The sequence below is a fragment of the Lysinibacillus sp. NPDC048646 genome (assembly GCF_050272295.1).
In the GTDB taxonomy this organism is placed as follows: Bacteria; Bacillota; Bacilli; order Bacillales_A; family Planococcaceae; genus Lysinibacillus.
Genome location: NZ_JBNNLZ010000034.1, coordinates 25401 through 46013, shown reverse-complemented (window position 1 = coordinate 46013; position 20613 = coordinate 25401). Strand labels below are relative to the sequence as shown.

The window sequence follows — 20613 nt, the reverse complement described above, 5'->3', positions numbered from 1 at the left end:
AACTTTAAATTTTAAGAAAGAGGAGCAAAGGCGTTATTAAATTTTTGCTATCTAAAAATGAAGAAAAATTTAGACGTTCTTCCTTTTGGAATAAACTAAATTCAGAAGAGAGTACTAGTTGATGGTAGCGAAGGCGGCGACCATAGCCGTGTACTTAAGCTAATTCAATGATTTTTAATAAAAAGTGCCTCTTTTAAGTTAGTATTAAAACGACAACTTAGAGGAGGCTTTTTATGGACAATCAACATAATTTATATTTGAAAGAATGTTTTCAACTTTTTCTACCTAAAAATCTTGAACAGCTAGCGAAGGAAACTGGATTTATTAAACGGGAGCGTCAATTTTCCGCTTCCGACTTTTTATCACTTGTATTTCGACAAAATGCTAATCTTGTTCAGCCCACATTAAATACTTTATGCCGCGATTTAGAGAACCATAATATAAATATCACCAAATCAAGTTTAAATAAAAGATTCACTACTGAAGCAGTCGATTTTTTTAAGGCTCTATTTGATCGTCTATTTCAATATCAATTTCAGGCGCCCTTGGCGAAAATGAAGTTAGAAAAAAAATCCCCATATAAACGGATTCGAATTATAGATAGTACCAGCTTTAAACTCCCAAAATCATATGAAAATAATTATAAAGGAACGAGAGATGCTGGTGCTAAAATACAATTTGAATTTGATTACTTAAGTGAAAAATTACTTTGGTTTAATTTAGATGAAGGGAAATCTGCAGACACTCCCGCAGGATTCGAACGACTAGCTAATTTAGAAAAAGGGGATTTATTCTTGCAGGATTTAGGCTACTATCATTTGGATTTATTTGAACAAATTCATCTATCTGAAGCCTTTTATCTTTCAAGAGCTAGAATGGATTCGCAGTTCTTTATAGAGGTTGATAATCCACCTCGTCATCCAGATGGTTCCTTCATTGAAAAACAACGCTATCAGCGTTTATACATGGAAGAAGAATTGAAAACATTACCTAGGGGACAGTATCGAGAGTGGAATAAGATTTATGTGGGAAGACATAAAAAAATGCTCACACGTTGCATTATTTATCGTCATGATGAAGAACAAGAAGAAAAAAATATAAAAAAAAGAATTAGAAGTTATCAGAAAAAATGCCGCTCTATTCCAAAAGAAAATGTGGCTTCACTTTCGGGACTAACTATTTACATAACTAATTTACCATGTATTATTTCAGTTGAAAAAATAACTCAGTTATATCGCGTTCGATGGCAGATTGAACTTCGTTTCAAAACGTGGAAATCCCATTTGAAAATTCAGCAGATAAAAGACATGAAAATTGAACGTTGGTTATGCCACGTATATTGCCAATGTATTGTCATGCTGTTAAGCATGATAACCACAGGTTATCTTCGAAAAGTTGTTTGGAAAACATTAAATAAATTTATTAGTGAGGATTTAACAATCCGTATGATTTCTAGAATGATAAACCGACTCGTTTTAGAAAGCAAAAAAAGTGCACGAAGCTGGAGTTTGTTCTTTAAGTGTCTTATTCCTACCACAGAAAAATTCAACTTAAAATCCACAAAGCCAGAACGACACACTTTATTTGTTTGAATAAACTTATAAAAAATCCAAATTAAGGGTAGCTAAGAGCTACTTTATTTTGGGTTTGTTTGTTATGCTCTTTTTTTGAACATATCTTATTCTAACCACAAAACACTCATTTGCAACACTAAATATTCGTAAAAATAGTAAGAATATAAAATTTGAACCTTACTATCCTTCTTAAGTACACGGCTATGAGGCGGCGACTCCTGGGGGATTAGCGTGACGCCTGAGACTACAGGCTCAGGCCACGCCCCCGGAAAGCGTCCGCCGTAGCGGACATCAACGCTTACAGCAAAACAGTGTTAGATCGACATCAGTCAATCTAACACTTTTTCTCTTTTGTCCCAGCCTCGTTTCATTTTAAGGGTTTATGGAACAGCCCCTCCATTTTTTTATTTACCCCGATACAGGTAATGCTGTGTGGCATTTCCTGCATTAAATTGCTCAGTAATAGTTTGAACAGCGTCTTGTAGAGCTAATTTACTGTTACAAGTGAAAACATCTATTGCCGCATAACCGTACTCTGGCCAAGTATGAATCGTTAAATGTGATTCTTGAATAATGACTACACCGCTAACCCCGTAAGGTGAAAAATGATGGAAATGTTCGGTCACAATCGTTGCCTTTGCTTTATGGGCAGCTTGACACATAATCTTTTTAATTTGTTGCACGTCATTGAGCAATGCATCATTGCAATCGTGCAACTCTAATAAAATATGATGCCCTAATCCATGCTGGGGTTGCATCTTTTGTACGGTTCTCTTCATTTGTGAAAACTTTTTATTTTTGCAATTCGGGCAACCACTGGCTTGAAGTTGAGTAATCGTGTTGTATTGATAGCCAGCGCCGACTGTAAGTGCGTGCTGACAATGGATACACTGATAAACCACGGATTTACGTTCAATTTCTCCTGTGTAAACTGGTCGCATAAATTTACGCTGATTAGGAATATAGGAAGTCATTTGCTCTGTTGTTTGTAATACGAATAACTGGCTTGTGGAGCCTAAAATCTGTGCACCTTCATAGGTGTTTATGCCGTATTGAATACTGTCAATGACGAAGCCCATAGCATGTAAGCTTTGCTGTAGTTGCCACTGCTTTTGATAGCTACGCTTAGCATAGGAAAAAAACACATGTCGCATTGCTTCTGGCTTTAATGCGTTAATCGCACGTGATAAAAAAAGCTGTGCGCCAATCAAGGTATACGGTGTATCTGTGTATACACAATCAAACTGGTGGGCGTATGTTTTAGGCAAAGGCTCCTGAACGTTATAATAATCTGTTTTAATCGGAAGCTCATAGTCCTTAGCTATTTTGTTAATCGTACATAAAATTCGTCTATCGATATCTAACACAACAATTTTAGTTGTGGAATTTGGAGCGATTTTCTTTAGTAAAAACGCTAATGCAATACTGATGAAATCATCATCACCTAAACACAAAATACGCTTATTGAGTAGCATCGTATAGTCTAGTGCAAGCAATGCACGTTTTAAGGCTGTTTCAACTGTACATTTTGCTTGATCAATGGCCACGTCAGCTGTGGGTCTATCATCATAAATAGTGCTTAATTCGCTTATATTTTGTGTAATCCATTCTGTACGAAATGCATCATCTGTCGTTAATTGAAGGTAGAGTTTAGCATCAGTACCTGAGAGTTGAAAATATTGCGAGATAGCGAGCTGGCCCTTTTTCGTTAAGCTATGTTTACCCCAACCTTGCTTGGCAAATTCTTTCTTCATTGCTGAGACGATAGGTATTGGTAAGTCTGTCGTATGAGCTAAAGACTTGGTTGTACAATTTTTATGGAAATATAAAGCAAGTAGAGCTTTTTCTAATGTGTGATAATGTTCTTCAAGTTGCATATCAGCCGTGATTTGTTGTAATTGTTTTTGCATTGCAGATTCGTCCTCTCAATTTTAAAAAGTAAAAAATTAAAATTGTCTAAATCAACGAATAGAAAAAGCGCGACTAAAATTAGTCGCGCCAAATGTTTATACGAAGCGAACTAATTCTAATCTTGCTTTTTTGCACAACAAATAACACCCCAGATGGATGGTTTGTTCGACAAAATTAAGCTATAACGTTGATTCAGATTAGAATTCTGCAATTAACAAAAAGTTCACCCTTTAAATAAAATAGTACTTCTATTATAAAATGAGTATAAAAATTTATCAAGTATTTCGTAAATCATAGGTTGATAGTGTAATATTACAATTTGTAAAAAAGATGCGATGCTGTCTATCTTAGATAATTTTTATCTAAGGGTATTTTGCTTTTTAAGAGGCAGGGTAATAAAGGATGTTGTATAGAAGAAAAATTTTTGTTATATATATTGGATTAAATTTTCAAAAAAGCATTTGCGCCAGCCGCCCGTTCCGGATGAGCCTCCTCAGAACGGCTCGTTCCTCTCCTTTCAAACCTAGTCTCTTTATTAATTTATTCTTAATGCTCTCTTTTATTTGAAGTTAATTAACTAAAAACTATTCAATATATAAATTTCTTACTTCATCGATATATTTCGTAAAATTATTGAAAAATGAAGCTGGTGACACAACTTTGACGAATTTACCATAACTAAGGAGAGTATTATATCCGAATACATTATCATTTAGAGGATATATTACAGAATACCATGTATCATCTACATTCTTAATGTTTTCTCTTCCTAGTAATTCTAAGAATTTATCAATAACTAATTTATTTACTAATAGAGTAACTGGAATTTTACCTTTCTCCATCCATTCGCCGCCATTATAGGAGAGTGGTCGATATTCTCTTTTTGAGAAAGTGCCTATGATACTAAGATTTGATATTCTTGCAAGTTTATAGATTTTGAATCGTTCTGTGGAATAACAATAAGCGTCCATGTACCAGCTTCTGTCTTTATATACAACTCTATATGGTTCAGTAGTCTTTTTTGATTCTTCACCTTGTGAATTTATATAGTTAAAACTAATCAATTCATTTTTTCGTATAGCTGAAAGTAAATCTAAAACAAGTTTTCTTAACTCTGTATTTCCTTTTGAAAGAGACAAGTCTATTTCAAAATCTGGAGTTTTTCCAATTTTATTTAACTTTAGTATTGCATTAAACGTTGCGTTATCATCCAGTACTTGTAGCCTGCTTTTTAAACTTGTTTCAATTGACATTAATTCCGTTTTCGACAACGGAGGTTTATTTAACTCAACTGAATCCATCAAATATATACCACCATTTTTACCTTTTACACAATACAGTGGTATTCCAGACAACGTAATGTCATCTATATCTCTCATAATTGTTCGTATGTTTACATTGAATTTTTCAGATAATTCTTTAGCTGTTGTTTTTTTATTGTCTATTAGGAAAGAAATTATTCCCATATGCCTATCTATTTTCATAAAATCTCCCTCATAAATTCCCTTCTTTAATATGACATACAGTTGCCATATTATCTTTGATAAGATTATAGCATAATACAAAGGGAGGTTAATAACCATGAAAATTGAAAGCAGAGAAACATTTAAATTAATTGGTAGGAGTACTGAGATACAAGGGCAAGGAGTAAATGATGAAAATTACTCGAAAGAAAAAACAGAGTTCTTTAAGGAATTGTTTAATCAAGGCATGATGAAAGAACTTATGCCTATCTCAACAGATAAAAAAGGTTATGCAGTTATCATTCCAATTGAAAAAGGAATAAAATACTTTGCAGGTGTAGTATCAGATGATTATAAAGACGGATATGAAAACTTAGAAATATCTTCACAGTCTTATGTGGTACTTACTACAAATGATGGGATTTCAAGGCTCTTATTTGATAAACTTGAAAATGAGTTTTTTACAAATGAAGACCATGTTTCAAAATATAACGGAAAAGAAATTCTTGAAGTTCTTTTGAATGGAAATCCAATGAATGCCGAAGTTGAACTGTGGGTGCCAATTAAAAGTTAGATTTTGAGACTTAATTTTTTAAAAAACTGGTTAGAATACCTAACCAGTTTTTTAGATTTATTTAATTTACTAAACTTTTACTTCCTGAGTAAATTCAGCAGTTCTGAAGATCTTGAAGTGAATTAAAGGCGTTTTTTTGTAATTGTATAATATAATCGAGGGTCTAAAATACTCGCTATCCCTTTGTTTTTGACCAAAAGTCCGTATATATTAATAATAGTAGAAAATATTTTTTTACAATTGAATCAATTTCATAATGCGTATTTTTAAAAAATCATAGACGTGCAGAATATTGAATGATTTCTTAAAAAACGAATGAAATACCTTATGATGCTGTAGATTCTTGAAGACTAGTATATCTAAGTCTATCCATCGCTAGTCTGGATGCATTGTATGCAATGTGTACTAAATCGAAATGAACTTTAGCTTTCTTCCCGGTACAATGGTAAATCTGATTCAATAGAAAGTAGCCTTTTAGATAGGCATTTACACGTTCAACAGCACTTCGCGCCTTATAGAGTTGGGTCCATTTTTTCGAGCCTCTTGCTGGAGCCGTATATCGTCTAAGATCTTTTGTTATTTTCATTTTATATACCTTTTGACATAAGCTATCGTGAGCCAATGGACAATCGTTACATTCATGAGGACGTGTATACTTTAGCGTCTCATGTTTAGCATCATAACTGTCATATCGATAAGAATATTCCCGTGCACAAGTTGGAGCGAAATGATTATCAAAACCAATAATTTATATTAATTGGTTCAACAGCTGGTTTAGGTTATACGAATAATGCACAAGTTTCATTTATTACATCTAAATTTAGCTTACGTGGCATAACAAATGCCCTACGTGAGCATGTAAGAAAAGATAAGATTACTGTAACGTGTATTAATCCAGGAGAGCTAGCTGCTGAAGTACCTTATGAAGGAGGGGCAGAAAAGCACGTATTCCTGTGCAAGACATTGTGCCCATTGTCAATGTGTGATTAATTTATCGCCTGTTTCATGTGTAAAGGAAATAAATATTCCTGCCATTACAGACTTGAACGTATGATTCAGTAAAAAATACAGCTCGCATTTTAATCGATTCTGTTCGAAATGCGAGCTATTGTAATAAGGGGCAAACTATTTACAATGATTTTAGGTGATTATTTCGCGGTTAGCTCCTTTAAAAATTACATATCATGATAATTTTGAGGCCATATAATACCATTTTGATTCATTGAATAAAAGTTGCCGCACGAAGCTTTTCTTTTCTGATTGAGTCTTGAATGATATGAGCTCGTAAAGATGTTTAGCACGGGGGTTACTACCTACGACGTGCAAACTCAACTCATCTGACTGTAGATTAGTTCGAGCAAAATTCTTTGCCCACTGCAATAACAGCTTTCCAACCCCCTTGCTTCTATGGTCTGGATGAACAGAAACGTCTGTAATATAACATTCTCTAGCATGTGGTTTATATTCTAATAAATTTAACCCGATTAGCATTTTAAACAGTTTCCACTTTCCAAACTTCTTGAAACTCTTCAACGAAGGAATCCTTCGCTTTTGTTTCATGTCAGCTTCGGACTTCCATTTGATAGATATCGTACCGATAACTTCACCATTTTGTAGGGCGACCATTCTTTGACTTGCTGGTTCAGAGGGAAAATGTTCAAAAAGCTGTTTGAACAAAAGTGATAAATCATCATCATTCATATTTGTAAGGGATTGGAATTTCCCGCGAAACCCATGAACTAGCAATTGGCTGACCTGCAAATTATACTTAGCTAGCATAGGTTCAATTGTTATTGGTGCTACCGACATATTCGATGTCCCCTTTCAGAATTTAAAATAGGTTTAATGAAGGATAACGGTTCATAGTGTAGCTTGATTGGACTAAATAGAATTTTTAAGAAGATTAAAAGTCCTGTTATGACATAACACCGATTAACAGCATACTCGCATCATTTCCACTTCTAGGGATGAGACTTGGAATATCTTAACGATACAGCTTAGGTCAGACCTAATGTCAAGAGCGGCAAATACACCAAAGAGGAATTTAGTAAAAAATTCTCTTATTTCTTTAGTTTTATTTTTCAACTTTTCTTTCTGGACTTACTCCTATTAAATGAATATAACGCTTACCAATGTAGATAAAAATAATTATGAGGATGTTTGTGACCTATCAGTAGCTGAAAACCAGTATGATTATGTAGCAGAAAATACGTGGTCACTCGTTGAGTCCAAATTCAACCCCTCCTATCAAACACCCGCAATTTGTTTAGACGGCAAGCCTGTCGGATTTTTTATGTGGGTACCTGAAACAAAAAGAAGAATATCAAATTGGTGATTTATGGTGGATCAAAACTATCAAAATAAAGGTATCGGGCGTAAAGCCTTGCTACTAGCCCTTGATGAAGTTAAGCAGACAGGTTGATTAGAAGAAATCGAAATCTGGACTTACTCCTTTTAATTTTGCCTTCATTCAGGAGCCTCTTATTTGAGGCTCTCTTTTTGGATACAGGCGATCAAAATTATGTGATTGATGAATTTATGGTGGACAAGAAGGGGAAGCTGTGTCACTGGAGTATCCTTATTGTTTGGGACAAATGTTTGAAGCGAAAACAGACCCAAGTAAATAAATCATACTTGGGTCATGTTTAAAGACGCGTTTGCGTTTTTGTTCTTTAACGATATAAGCTCTTGTCCAAAGCTAAGGCCAAAAACATATATATCGTTAGCCGAAATGGACAAGAATTTATATTCATAGCCAATCTTGGTTGCGCCGGGTTCGTTATGGTCTTGCTGGCGCTCTTGCTAGCTGTCCAGCTTTTCGCTAACAATAATAATCCGGGACATGAAACAGCATATGACGACTATGAAAAACCAAACGTCACCGATTAAGTCTGATATTCGAAGTTGGATTTTTACTTTTTTAGATGATGTATCATGAATTTGATTCGATTAATGATTGGATATAGATTTCAATCATTTTAATATTTTCTTTCCATAACGAAACAAGCCATTCCATGTCTGCGTTAGAGATAAGAAATGTTGCAAAACCATTAATATAAATTATTAATAAATCATTTACTAACTCCAAGTCATTCGCGTCTAATGTATCGCCATAAAAATCACCCACTAAAATCTCAAAGAAATCAAACGGTGTTTTTTCGCTATCTTTACCATAAATAAGCTCGTCAAACTCCGTATCATATGAAGACTTTACTACAAATTGCATTTGAGTATTAATTAAATTTAAGTAATCTTTATTTTTTTCTTCAATGAAAAAGAGAAAATATTTGAGCATAATATCCGCAAAAGAATCCGTTTCATTCGCTTCCTGATAAATTTGTTCCAGCGCTTCATTCATTAGCACATCAGCAAAAATAAAAGCTTCTTGTTGAATCGTCTCCATAGAACCAAAGTGATGAAACACGCTTGCTTTACTAACATTTGCCTTCTTTGCTATGCTGTTAGCACTTAATGCTTCTAAACCATTTTCTGCTATTAAAGTGATTGTAGCGTGTAATAAAGCTTCTTTTGTTCTATTCCCCTTTTTTTCTCTACTATCTATCATTACCGTTCCTCCTAGTATGGTTGTCACATTTCTTTCAGTTATTATAGCATGAAACAAAATTATTGACCGATTAGTTAGTTTTTAGTAATATATCATCGACCGACCGGTTAGTTTTGAGTTAGTGTACCAGCTGTTTTTAAGTTTTATGAAATTTAGCTTTTGATAAAAGGAAAGGAGAGGGATAAAAGAAAAAGGGGAAGTTACTTATTCTTGCGAGGGTACTCGCATTGTTGACGTTTTTTATAAGCTTTAGTCAATTTTTAAGCCTTCTAAAGAGGAAGTAGGGAAAACAGAAAAGGATTTTCACACGTTCTTAAAGGCAATAACAATATATATGGATATTTATATGAAAAAAAGCTTTCTTGGGTGCTATCCGCTACAATTGCATTGACTATGATTGCACCAACCGAAGCAATGGCTGTCGGCGCCGCCCTTGTGGACAGCCAAGAGTCGCAACTGGGGAAAACCGCGGCCGAGAGCGTTGCTACTCAAATCCACCGTACAACTAGCGTTCAGTATGCGTTGGTTGACAATGGAAAGATCACTATATCCGGCCAGACGGGTAAGAACGATAAGCTGCTGACCAAGGAAACATTGTACGGTATCGGTTCGGTCAGCAAAGTATTTGGGACCACGGCCGTCATGAAATTGGTAGACGAAGGAAAAATCGATTTGGATACTCCCGCTGAAGGGGTTTATTCCACGGCAGAAGATATAGTACGATTCTCGCAAATATTTATGGGACATGCCCGTAAAAGCCCGATTGGTGGAGACTAATAATCAGTGGGGAGAAAGAAACCTTAAGTTTCACTTATCATGATAAGTAACTTAGATAAAGGAGAAATGTGATTATGAACGAAAGACAGTTTGATAAAATTTTCGCACTTATGCAAGCTTCATTTCCAGAAAGTGAGCGTAGAACTTATGCTGGACAGAAGGAGCTGCTGGCCGATCCGTATTACCGTGTCATTACTGAAACGGATAACCATAACCAAATCGTTGCTTTTTTAGCTGCATGGGAATTTCCATTTTTCCGATTTGTAGAGCATATTGCTGTTGATCCATCCACGCGTGGAAGTGGCATTGGTGGAAAAATAATGGCAGCGTATATCGAAGAGTCAAGAAAGCCTATTCTTTTGGAGGTTGAACATCCTGACACAGAAATGGCGCAACGGAGAATAGGCTTTTATGAGCGACGGGGTTTTCACCTCAATCATTTCGACTATGTGCAGCCTCCTCTTCAGAAAGGGCAGGATAATTTACCGCTTAAGATGATGAGTTATCCCCAACTTCTAACGGACGAAGAATTTATGCTTTATAGAGGAATCTTGTATACAAATGTATATAAGGTTAAGGATTAACATCTTTATTGAGCTAAACGGTTCAATCAAAGGAGGCGCTTTGGTTGTATAAAATCGGGGAATTTTCGAGTATTAATAAAATATCACAAAGAATGTTAAGGTATTATGATGAGAAGGCTTTATTAAAGCCAAAAAAAGATGAAACGAATGGCTATCGATATTATACGGACGATGATATTGCAATCGCTAATAAAATAAAATTATTGCGTAAATACCATTTCTCAATCGATGAGATAAAAAATGTACTGGATATGGATTCTGCAACAATTAAAGACAAATATGAACAGAAGATTGCTGAATTGTATGAAAAAATAATTGAATATTATCGTGTTATCGAGGAAATGAAAAACTTTATTGATCCGAAAAATCAGATAAATAGGGTAAAATGACGCGTTTTGTGGAGTAAGGAAACCATGTGGAGTTGGATCACTGGACGGTGTTCAGCTCTTTTGAGCAAAACCGCTTGGACTGTGCTGCCAGCATGTATCCTTGGGAAGAAGATACGCAAATTGCGGATCTCGGCATGACGTTATAGATCATGATTTGGGCCTTTATTTAGAGAATGCTCCAATCAAAAGTTTTGAAACAGCGCAATATGATATGCAAACAGGTGGGGTCTCTTTTTAGTCTGCAGTACAAAAATTAGGTATTGATTTCAGTGAAGATGAGGTTCCTTTCTATTTAAGTAAAAATAAGGCGCTGTTTACGAACAAAGCCATTTATCTGATTAACAAAAAGATGTTAAGAAAGGCTGAGATTGTTCGACTTAATTGGACGGAATCAGTTCAGTTTGAAGCTAGCGTTAGTTATACACTAGATTTAAACTTAAAATTAAATGGACATATCGTATGTAATACGATGCCTGATTTTAAGCAGACAAAGTACGCTAAAATGATTTTTGGCCTCTCTTCTAAAGAGACACATGCCCTGCTTGCGGATGAACTGAGAATAATTGAGCAAACATTTTCAGAGATTAAGAACAAATTGTAAGAAAATTCAAGTAGTGACATTAATTTAAAGCAAGAAATTTTTGGACATAATGAGCTTCACAGTGTTGCTTTAAATTATATTAGCTTAGATGCAAAATCTCCATCTTAATAAGACAAATTTAAAACACCTTCAAGAGAATTTTGAAGGTGTTTTTATATTGGCATTTTTTTCATTTGACTATAAACCAGAGAACGGAGAATGCTATATTGCCGACGTTGTTGTCTATCCAGAACATCGAAGCAAAGGAGTAGGAAAGCTGCTAATGCAGTGGGCGCAGGATTTTGTACAAGCAGAGCCAAACCTTGATAGGTTAAGTTTGCACGTTTCAGGTAAAAATTCAAGAGCAAAGGATTTATACGAGAAATTTTCATTCTATACTCATTTACAAAAGAATAGTATCGTCTGGCATTTTCTATTCAATGAAAAGGAATGGTATTATATGGTGATGAAGATAAAATAAATATGTTTCTTTAAAATCCTAATCTTTGTGATGTTTTCTGCAGGCAGTTAAAGTATACAGCGCCCAATTTTGCTTTGTACCTTTGGACGCTGTTTTTCAAGTGTTGATTTAACTTCTTTCAGCAGATGTCATAAAGAATATATATAGCAATGATAAAGGAGAATATAATGTACACAATTGGACAAGTAGCTAAATTTTTAGGTGTATCTAGAGATACTTTAAAATTTTATGAAGAAAAAGAATTAGTAAAACCTAAACAAAACATTGAGAATGGGTATAGAAAATATAATCATTTTGATATATATGATATAACCACAGTAAATTTCTATAGAGAAATGGATATTGAAATTAAAAAAATCCAGGAATTAAGAAAAAGTAAGAGTATAGAGGGAATAAAATCATTATTAGAAGAGAAAGAACAAGAGGTTTTAGAGGAAATAGAATATAAAAAGCTTCTTTTAAAAAAGCTTCAGATCGTAAAAGAAGATTGCAAAAAAATTAAACAATTCTTAGGGAAATACATAGTAAAAGAAATGAAGCCTTTAGAAATAAAAGGAGAAATAGAACATTTCACTGCGTATGATGAATATGAAACGCTTAAAGAGAACACGGACAGCTTGAAAAAAGCAGTTACTCTCACCTCTTTAAGAAGAGTCATAAGATTCAATGACACAGGTATTCTGGAAGATAAGTTTATCATTGTAAGAAAAGTAGCAGACTTTCATAAAGAAATTGAAGGTGAAATTCTATCTCATCCAAAATGTATGTATACCGTTATTGAAGATGGAAGATGGTCCACTGGTGGAAAAAATATTGATCATAACGTGGAAGCTAGTTTAAGAAAAGTAGCAATAGAAAAAGGGTATGAACTTTTGGGGCTAGTTTACATAAATCTATTACTTACCACTTATGAAGAAGGACTTGAACGTGTATTTTTAGAAATTTATGCACCTATAAAGTGAGCGGGGGCAGTTGATCTCCTACCTTCTTTCGCTAAATTTTTAGGTGGGAGTCTTACTGCCCGTTAATGCGAGATACAATAATGTAGGCATGTATTGACCTGTGAGTAACCCCTAGGTTTAAGCTGAAGGTATTCGTAAATATGAGCGTTATTATATTTGCGAAATACTTAGTTTGAAGCGGGGATTGTGCATGAATAGAGAAAAGAAATTAAAAAAACCAGTAGCAAGTTTTATTTTACTAACCAATATCATTTTTTTGCCACTTTTTTGTCTTGTAGGAGCCATAAGCATGTTAGGATTTCCTGCAAGGGTCTTTGACGTAATGTTCTGTGCATCAGCTTGGTCCTCAACCGTTGCTTTTGCAATACTATTTAAAAAAATCTATCCTGGGGAGAATTTTATCCAATTTGTAAAAGATAAATTCAAGAATAAACTTAAATTTTCTGTGATTCTTACTGTGACTATGATTCAAGCCTTCATATTTTTGATGATTTTGTTTCTCGTATCTAAAAATAGTGAAGTAGACTCTATTTTTACTATTTCTTCATGGGGAATGCTGATCTATTTCTTTTTTAAAAACCTTCTTTCTGGGCCGCTAGGAGAAGAAATAGGGTGGAGAGGCTTCGCTCAAATCGAGCTTCAAAAGAAGCATTCGCCATTAAAAGCTTCGATCATCATCGGATTTTGGTGGGGCATGTGGCATCTACCCATATGGTTTACTACAGGGTTTGTGGGTATTGATTTAATCAAATATATACTATTCTTTATGATTTCACTCATGTCCACTAAGATTGTCATGACAGCATTTTATAACTTAAATCAGAATTTAATCATCCCAATCATCATCCACCAATTCTTTAATTTTTTTATTGGTGTAATAAACGGAAACTTAATCGATTTAATCATGTATAACGCAATATTTTATTTAGTAGTAGCAGTATTAATCATCATTATAAATCCAAAGAAAGTATTGTATGGAAAGAAAGATACAAACATTTATTATTGCTGAACAAATGGGTAAATTTGTGGAATTCGGAGACACACTTGATAAATTTTAAACAAATAAAGTTTTGGTTTGACATTGGGTTAACCCTATAGTTTATGGTTGTGATGTATTATGAAGGGCGCAATAATAAAAAACGTATAGGTTTCTGACATATCATGGTTTCATCAATACTTTATATAGATATAAAAAATCTATAATGTCTATAAAAAGGTGTCCCAATTTGATTCTGGTCAACAAATTATCAACCGTTAACAACTATATTTTGATCTCAGTTGCCGCTAAATTACTTTTTCCAATTCATCTTACTACACCAAATTATCCAAGTGAACACGTACCTTAACAAATGGATGCCTGTTTACTTGGATCTATTTTTTAATTTTTATCCTTTCCTCACCCCATTTTTATCATCCAACGAAAACGTTAAGCACAAAGTATCTGATTTATATAATATTCTATAGCTTTCAAAAAGAGTGCTAAAATCTTGATTTTGGTAAAAGAATCAATTATTATTTACTTACCGGTCGGTAAAAAGGAGTGGTGGGAAAAATGAGCTCTAAAATAGACATGTACAATTTTAGAGTTGCGACAGCGTATAAGGTTTTCTAAAAATGGTTTTGAAAAAACAAGTTTATCCATGATTGCTAAAGAAGGAGGAATGACGAAGCCGGCTATTTATTCTAAACAAAAGTTAATGGATGTGATTTTTGAAGAAATTTGTAAAAAAATTGAACTAGAATTACTTTTACGCTGGAAAATATAAATGCTGAGGACTTTAAACAATTTATGTTATCAAATAATAGAGGAGCGGGAGCATGATGAATACTTTAATAAAATCTTTAATGAATATATATTATTAGCTACTCGAAATGAAAAGTATCTAAATCGACTAAATGAAAAATAGATTTTTAAAAAACAATTATGACTTAGTCAATTATGGAGTAAAAATGGGTGTAGTTGAAAATAAGAATATAGAATTGAAAGCACATATGTTGTGATGGTTATTGATAATATTAGTAACTTTATATTAACTGGGTTTCAATTAGATTATAGAGGAATATGGAAAGAAGCTATAAATAGTGTACTTATGGAGGATGAATTATGACCAAACAGTTACAATCTAAACGTATTGAAGGGCTAGATTTCGCTAGAGCTTTGGCTATGTTTGGAATGCTTATTGTGAACTTTAAAATTATTATGGGAGCAGCAGAAAATGGACCGGATTGGATCATTTGGTTTACTGGCCTTTTTGAAGGAAGAGCGTCAGCCACTTTTGTCATGTTGGCGGGTATCGGCGTTGCTTTAATGACAAGAAAAGCTAGAAATGGGGGTACTCATTCTATTATTAGAGAAAATAGAACGAGTTTAAGGAAACGTGCAGCCTTTCTATTTATTATAGGTTTACTTTTATATGTGGTAGGTTGGACAGGAGATATACTACATTATTATGGTGTTTATATGCTGATTGCATCATTTCTAATAGTATCTTCTACAAAGCTTATGATTATATTATCTAGTACTATTTTAATAATTTCGCAAATTTTACTAGTGACAATGAATTATCTGAAAGGATGGGATCCTGCACAACCGTTTATGGAATATCTTGATTTTTGGACAATAGAAGGTTTTCTGAGAAATCTTTTGTTTAATGGGTATCATCCGGCACTTCCTTGGATCTGCTTCTTTTTAATTGGAATGATTCTTGGTAGACTTGATTTATCAAAGAAAGCTGTAAGAAACAAAATGTTGTTTATTTCTTTATTTTTACTCGCAACAATAGAGATACTTTCAAAAGTATTAATGCGACTATCTCTGTCGGTATTAGACGTAGAAAGTGCAGAATACCTGTTTCAAACTGGGCCAATCCCACCAAACATTTTATATGTTTTATCAAATTCCTCTTCAGCGATAATTGTCATCATTGCTTCTATTTATATCGCTGAAAAGTTCGCTGGACATTGGTTTACAAAATCACTTATTAAAACAGGTCAATTAACATTAACACACTATGTAAGTCATGTATTCATCGGTATTGGTATATTGATGTTATTAAATAGATTAGAAAACCAAACGTTAGCATTTTCACTAATATTCACTATACTGTTTTTTGTGGCGAGTATTTTATTTTCCGTTCTATGGAGTAGAAAATTTAAAAGAGGGCCAATTGAATGGGTTATGAGAAAAATAACAAATTAATATTTTAGTAGTGGAAGTGAAGTTTTGTTACATAAGGGGAGATTATAAAAATTTTTATCTAAAAAGCGTTCCTGTAATAAGGAGGAACGCGTTTCTATAAAAAGAGCAGGTTTTAGTGGGAAATATTCAATCTAATAACCAATCATTAGATTCATCGGCAAAACGCTGAAGGTAATTCATGAATAACCCTGCATGATAACCATCACAAACAGCGTGGTGAATTTGTAAAGAAACAGGAAGAAATATAGCATTTCCCTTCTGCACAAATTTACCTGCAGTGATAATCGGTAAAAGGAAGTTATCTTCGTTATTAATGTTGAGATTAAAACCAGTAAATGAACTCCATGGAATCATTGATATGGGAAAAGTATTTTCAGGAATAGGGGATTTGGGAAATAAACCTATCTGACCGTTATAATTCTTTAAATCAATTTCGTAATCATGATGGAACTGTTGAAAGTCATCTGATGTTTCTGTCCAAATGCTCGAAAATGTTTCAGATTCCTCATTAAAAATCGTGTAACTTGGATTTAATTTTTCCCAATAACCTAATTCACCTTGGCTATTAAAACACGTTCTAAATGCAATATTTGTGTTGACAGCTTTTGTCACCATATAGATGAACGTTGGATAAAACTTAAAATTATTATTTTTTATGTTTTTATACAGAATGCTAATATCTATTTCTGACGTCATACTAAATGTTGTTTGTTGGGTAATATAATGCTCAAAATATTCGTGTCGATGCCAGTTCTTTCGATCAATTTTATTAAAAATCATTATTATATGCCTCCTAAGTATTATTAAATTTTATTTAGGAGGCTATTTTCACTGCTTTTTTCATTCATTACACCCTTTATATGATTTGTCTGATAAACGAATTATATCAAATTTTTTGTCATTCAAACCTATATACTTTTTATAGTAAAGAAGGCTTTCAAGGACAGTCACTAAAAGAGCATTAACATTAGCGGACAGTCCAATACCATTTAATAGCGTCTTTTTCAATATTTTTGACAAACTCGTCCTTGCCGTCACCATATCCATCAATATCATTAGGAAACTGTTTGGCAAGCTGGCTCTTTACTTCCCCATACTTCCCACATACTTCAGGATGCTCTCGAAGGTAATCTCTAAATGCTAAATGTCTTTCAATTTCTTCAATGTTGTCATATTGAAAAGCGTGAATTTGGTGTGTGCGATGATCTCCACCTTTACGGAAATACCTTTCCAGTTATCCCGAATTCCCCCATAACTTCGTATCCGTTATCTTGAAATTGCTTAGAAAATGACGCCAATTTATCAATATTATTGACTACTAGTAAAATATCAATAATTGGTTTTGCTTTTAGACCCTGAACCGATGTACTTCCGATATGAAAGCTTTTCACCAATTCTTCTTGAAGAATAGTTTTAATAGAATGTTCCTCTTTTTGATAGTAGCTGCTCCAATTCTGATTATAATCTACAACTTTTATAATCATTCAATACACCCCATCCTTTGATGTTTATTTAGCAAATTTTGTACATTGTTACTGACTATAAAAAATCTATTGTATTGTCAATGATACTTTTTGAAAACAAAGAATATTAAATTCTAAACGCTGACGTATATGTTTTCGTACGTAAAAGTGAGTGGTGAAAATTTATGTTGTAACTCTTCACCACTATTATTCAAACATAAAGGGGAGGGGGAGTAAGTCACTTTCACTCTTTATTTTTTTGGCGTTGCTTTAATTAATTCTAAATATTGAGAATCCCCTAAAGCATAATGTGGGAAAAGATGCAGTAGGTTTTGTATGACTTCATAGTGAGGTAGATTTTGATGTGTTTGAATATATTTTGTAATTTCGTTGTCAATTTTGTAAAAGTTGTCAATACAATTTGATTCCTTGATACATCATTTCTACATCTGGCATACGGTATATCACAATTTAAACACTTGACCAATTGGTTAGTTTTAATTACAATTTATTTGACCGTTCGATTAGTTTGAGTATCTTGATTTACGAATGTGCCGTTATTGGTGGAGGACTGGCTTGGGTTGAATGCAGCCCTCATACTTGGACAAGAAGAAGCGTGGCTATAATTGACAACAATCGAACCAGAAATGCCGTTACTCATGCGTCTTACGGCTATATTCCAAAAAGGAGTCTTGTCATTTTAATTTTGGTCAGCCAAGGCTTGAATCTGCCCCAACAGAAGTATGTATGATTTAGTTTGTCAATCATGAGCAGCATAGAATTATGAGGTTTTTTGAAATGTTGCTGATTGTTTTCAATATTTTTCTATTTGCTTGGTGCATATTCGCTAAGAACAAATCGCAGCGTCAGTTGCTTATTGGTTTTGGAATTTTCGTCATCATTATATAGCTGCATGCGGTTATAGAAGGTATGCGTTGGAAAATTATTCCTGCGTATGCGATGACAGTAGTCCCACTAGTAACTTTAGCCCTCAGATTGAAATCCAAGCCTGTAATATCGAAAAGTTGATGGAAACTGCGGAAAGAAGATGAAATGTTAGAGATTAATAGATAAAATATGGTATTTTTAATTAGAATTTCAATTATAGGAGGTAAGAAGTATGCTTTTATTTTCACAAATGATAACTGACTATTGGAAGTCACAATTTTTGAACGGAGATATCATCTACAGCGATAAAGACTTTACTGTCACCATCAACCCTGACCTGAACGAGGACAGTCGGATCATGGTGCTGGAAACCTCTGATGGCCGGGTAATGGCAGTTCTGACGCCTGAGATGGCAGAAAAGTTAGACCTTTCTCAACGACAAGAACTGTCTGAGCTGGTCTTTCGCCAGAAATTAAATGAAGCAGGAGTCACACTGCATGGCGCGGATTATCTTTTTTATTTTTCGGAAGCAGAAAAGAACGTCTTGCTACAAGAAAACCAGGAAGGGACATGGCGCCCATTAACAGAGCAGGATGATGCGGTATTCTCAGAGTTTGAATCCTCGGCCTCGGAACAAGACTTGGATGACGCTTATGTAGAGTTGGATCATTGGGCTGTATTCGGCTCTTTTGAGCAAAATCGCCTGGTCTGCGCTGCTAGCATGTATCCTTGGGAAGAAGATGCGCAAATTGCGGATCTCGGCGTACTGACTTTGTCATCTTTTAGAGGAAAAGGTCATGCTCGCAAAGTGGTACGTTCAATCTGCAAGTATGCCTTTGAGCAGGGATACGAACCACAGTATAGATGCCAGCTCGATAACGAGGCTTCTACATTCTTAGCTAAAGCAGCTGGTTTGACGCTGTTTGGAAAGTGGGATGTGATTTCCCCTGACTGCACTGTCGGAGAGACCGAGTAGGATTGGGACACATACAAATTAAAAAAGTTGATTTAAAAAGAGTGGCGGGTTATTTGCTACGTCCACTCTTTCAATAAAAAATCGGTTTTTATTTAAGGGAATAGATTCGTTCAGTCTAAATCTAAGTGTTTTTTTGTTCAGTAATAGGTCATTTAATTGAATACCAATGAAATCAATATAAACGTACATTATGCAAACAAAATCAGAGGAGAGGAGTTTGTAGTTGATGAGCGATTTGAGTAACGAAAAAATACCAAAGCAGGCGATGCAAGCATTGAAAATCGTAGAGGAGTTGCTTGGAAGTTCGATAGTCGGGGTATATCTGTTTGGTTCTGCAGTAATTGGTGGTTTACGCATTAACAGTGATGTAGATGTCCTAGTGGTCGTAAACCATAGTTTACCTGAAGTAACTCGAAGAAAACTAATAGACAGACTAATGCTTATATCTGGAAAGATAGGAAATACAGATTCTGTGCGACCACTTGAAGTCACAGTTATAAACCATAGCGATGTTGTACCCTGGCGATATCCACCAAAAAATGAATTTATCTATGGTGAGTGGCTCAGGAATGAGTTTGAGGAAGGACAAATCCAGAAACCAACCTATGACCCAGATTTGGCTATTGTTTTAGCACAAGCAAGAAAGAATAGCGTTTCTCTATTTGGTCCTGATGCATCAAATATACTTGATCCTGTGCCGATGACAGATATTCGAAGAGCGATTATGGAGTCTTTGTCAGGATTAGCTGAGGGTATCCGAGGTGATGAACGCAATGTAATTTTAACGCTGGCTCGAATGTGGCTGACAGTGGTTGTTGGTGAAATCTCTCCAAAAGATGTGGCTGCAGAATGGGTTATACCTCGGTTATCTAAAGAACATGCGACTTTACTCGATTTAGCCAGAAAAGCCTATAGAGGAGAGTACGTTGATAAGTGGGAAGGAATGGACTCCGAGGTGACAGCACTCGTTAATCATATGAAAAACTCTATAGAAGCCTGTCTTAGCATTCCCCCGGAAAAGAGATGTTAATAAGGGGCGCTTTAATTGAACAACATAAATAGAAAATAATCAAACTTTTTTATAAAAATTGTATAGTGCTTCACAAAGAATGAACCCGTTTTGATCAATCTTTTTTTAAAACGGGTTCATTTTATTTAACGTAAAATGGGGTCGGCGTGGTGTTTTTGATCAATCTTATTTTGAAGTTACACTTGGGCTATTCGAAT

Annotated in this window: 17 protein-coding genes and 5 pseudogenes; 15 read left to right on the top strand and 7 right to left on the bottom strand. The window is 34.5% G+C overall.

Annotation, left to right across the window (positions count from 1 at the left end; genetic code table 11):
* The first annotated feature begins 233 nt into the window (after positions 1–233).
* Positions 234–1592, top strand: coding sequence for an IS4 family transposase (locus tag ACQKII_RS22790; RefSeq protein ID WP_427462727.1), 1359 nt, complete (start codon positions 234–236; stop codon positions 1590–1592).
* A 386-nt stretch (positions 1593–1978) separates the two neighbouring features.
* Here ACQKII_RS22790 and speD read toward each other — a convergent pair whose 3' ends face one another.
* Positions 1979–3484 (bottom strand): adenosylmethionine decarboxylase, encoded by a 1506-nt coding sequence (gene speD / locus ACQKII_RS22785; RefSeq protein ID WP_427462726.1) that lies wholly within the window; start codon positions 3482–3484, stop codon positions 1979–1981.
* A gap of 585 nt (positions 3485–4069) precedes the next feature.
* The gene (locus ACQKII_RS22780) at positions 4070–4969 is read right to left on the bottom strand and encodes a helix-turn-helix transcriptional regulator (protein ID WP_427462725.1); all 900 of its coding nucleotides are present in this window, start codon (positions 4967–4969) and stop codon (positions 4070–4072) included.
* A 97-nt stretch (positions 4970–5066) separates the two neighbouring features.
* On the opposite strand from ACQKII_RS22780, the gene ACQKII_RS22775 reads away from it, so the two are divergent.
* The gene (locus ACQKII_RS22775) at positions 5067–5522 is read left to right on the top strand and encodes an effector binding domain-containing protein (RefSeq protein ID WP_427462724.1); all 456 of its coding nucleotides are present in this window, start codon (positions 5067–5069) and stop codon (positions 5520–5522) included.
* Positions 5523–5847: 325 nt separating this feature from the next.
* Here ACQKII_RS22775 and ACQKII_RS22770 read toward each other — a convergent pair.
* Positions 5848–6264 (bottom strand): annotated as a pseudogene (locus tag ACQKII_RS22770) (transposase); the annotation flags it as partial.
* A gap of 8 nt (positions 6265–6272) precedes the next feature.
* Between ACQKII_RS22770 and ACQKII_RS22765 the strand changes: the two are divergent.
* Positions 6273–6576 (top strand): annotated as a pseudogene (locus ACQKII_RS22765) (SDR family NAD(P)-dependent oxidoreductase); the annotation flags it as partial.
* Positions 6577–6704: 128 nt separating this feature from the next.
* On the opposite strand, the gene ACQKII_RS22760 reads toward ACQKII_RS22765, so the two are convergent.
* Positions 6705–7331: a GNAT family N-acetyltransferase gene (locus ACQKII_RS22760; RefSeq protein WP_427462723.1), complete on the bottom strand. Its 627-nt coding sequence runs from the start codon at positions 7329–7331 to the stop codon at positions 6705–6707.
* A gap of 304 nt (positions 7332–7635) precedes the next feature.
* On the opposite strand from ACQKII_RS22760, the gene ACQKII_RS22755 reads away from it, so the two are divergent.
* On the top strand, positions 7636–7857 hold the full coding sequence (locus tag ACQKII_RS22755; protein WP_427462722.1) for a hypothetical protein: 222 nt from the start codon (positions 7636–7638) through the stop codon (positions 7855–7857).
* 3 nt (positions 7858–7860) lie between these two features.
* Positions 7861–7944 carry a hypothetical protein gene (locus tag ACQKII_RS22750; protein ID WP_427462729.1) on the top strand — a complete coding sequence of 28 codons (84 nt, stop codon included), beginning with the start codon at positions 7861–7863 and terminating at the stop codon, positions 7942–7944.
* 510 nt (positions 7945–8454) lie between these two features.
* On the opposite strand, the gene ACQKII_RS22745 is transcribed toward ACQKII_RS22750, so the two are convergent.
* Entirely contained in the window at positions 8455–9087 is a 633-nt protein-coding gene (locus ACQKII_RS22745) for a TetR/AcrR family transcriptional regulator (protein ID WP_427462721.1), read from the bottom strand.
* Positions 9088–9480: 393 nt separating this feature from the next.
* On the opposite strand from ACQKII_RS22745, the pseudogene ACQKII_RS22740 reads away from it, so the two are divergent.
* From ACQKII_RS22740 to ACQKII_RS22710, 7 genes and pseudogenes are all read left to right on the top strand, one after another.
* Positions 9481–9771: pseudogene (locus ACQKII_RS22740) on the top strand (serine hydrolase); the annotation flags it as partial.
* A gap of 167 nt (positions 9772–9938) precedes the next feature.
* A complete protein-coding gene (locus ACQKII_RS22735; RefSeq protein WP_427462720.1) occupies positions 9939–10448 on the top strand; it encodes a GNAT family N-acetyltransferase in 510 nt (169 codons plus the stop codon).
* A 44-nt stretch (positions 10449–10492) separates the two neighbouring features.
* Positions 10493–10837: a MerR family transcriptional regulator gene (locus tag ACQKII_RS22730; RefSeq protein ID WP_427462719.1), complete on the top strand. Its 345-nt coding sequence runs from the start codon at positions 10493–10495 to the stop codon at positions 10835–10837.
* A 758-nt stretch (positions 10838–11595) separates the two neighbouring features.
* The gene (locus ACQKII_RS22725) at positions 11596–11898 is read left to right on the top strand and encodes a GNAT family N-acetyltransferase (protein ID WP_427462718.1); all 303 of its coding nucleotides are present in this window, start codon (positions 11596–11598) and stop codon (positions 11896–11898) included.
* Positions 11899–12065: 167 nt separating this feature from the next.
* Complete coding sequence (locus ACQKII_RS22720; RefSeq protein WP_427462717.1) at positions 12066–12860, top strand: MerR family transcriptional regulator; 795 nt, start codon at positions 12066–12068, stop codon at positions 12858–12860.
* 190 nt (positions 12861–13050) lie between these two features.
* On the top strand, positions 13051–13869 hold the full coding sequence (locus ACQKII_RS22715; RefSeq protein WP_427462716.1) for a CPBP family intramembrane glutamic endopeptidase: 819 nt from the start codon (positions 13051–13053) through the stop codon (positions 13867–13869).
* Between the two features lie 1095 nt (positions 13870–14964).
* Entirely contained in the window at positions 14965–16059 is a 1095-nt protein-coding gene (locus ACQKII_RS22710) for a DUF418 domain-containing protein (RefSeq protein ID WP_427462715.1), read from the top strand.
* Between the two features lie 126 nt (positions 16060–16185).
* Here the strand turns inward: ACQKII_RS22710 and catA are convergent, their stop codons facing one another.
* A complete protein-coding gene (catA, locus tag ACQKII_RS22705; RefSeq protein WP_427462714.1) occupies positions 16186–16839 on the bottom strand; it encodes a type A chloramphenicol O-acetyltransferase in 654 nt (217 codons plus the stop codon).
* 187 nt (positions 16840–17026) lie between these two features.
* Positions 17027–17543 (bottom strand): annotated as a pseudogene (locus ACQKII_RS22700) (GrpB family protein).
* Between the two features lie 517 nt (positions 17544–18060).
* Between ACQKII_RS22700 and ACQKII_RS22695 the strand changes: the two are divergent.
* From ACQKII_RS22695 to ant(9), 3 genes and pseudogenes are all read left to right on the top strand, one after another.
* Positions 18061–18207 (top strand): annotated as a pseudogene (locus ACQKII_RS22695) (FAD-binding protein); the annotation flags it as partial.
* A 435-nt stretch (positions 18208–18642) separates the two neighbouring features.
* The gene (locus ACQKII_RS22690) at positions 18643–19386 is read left to right on the top strand and encodes a GNAT family N-acetyltransferase (RefSeq protein WP_427462713.1); all 744 of its coding nucleotides are present in this window, start codon (positions 18643–18645) and stop codon (positions 19384–19386) included.
* Positions 19387–19612: 226 nt separating this feature from the next.
* The gene (gene ant(9) / locus ACQKII_RS22685) at positions 19613–20416 is read left to right on the top strand and encodes an aminoglycoside nucleotidyltransferase ANT(9) (RefSeq protein WP_427462712.1); all 804 of its coding nucleotides are present in this window, start codon (positions 19613–19615) and stop codon (positions 20414–20416) included.
* The last annotated feature ends 197 nt before the right edge of the window (positions 20417–20613 follow it).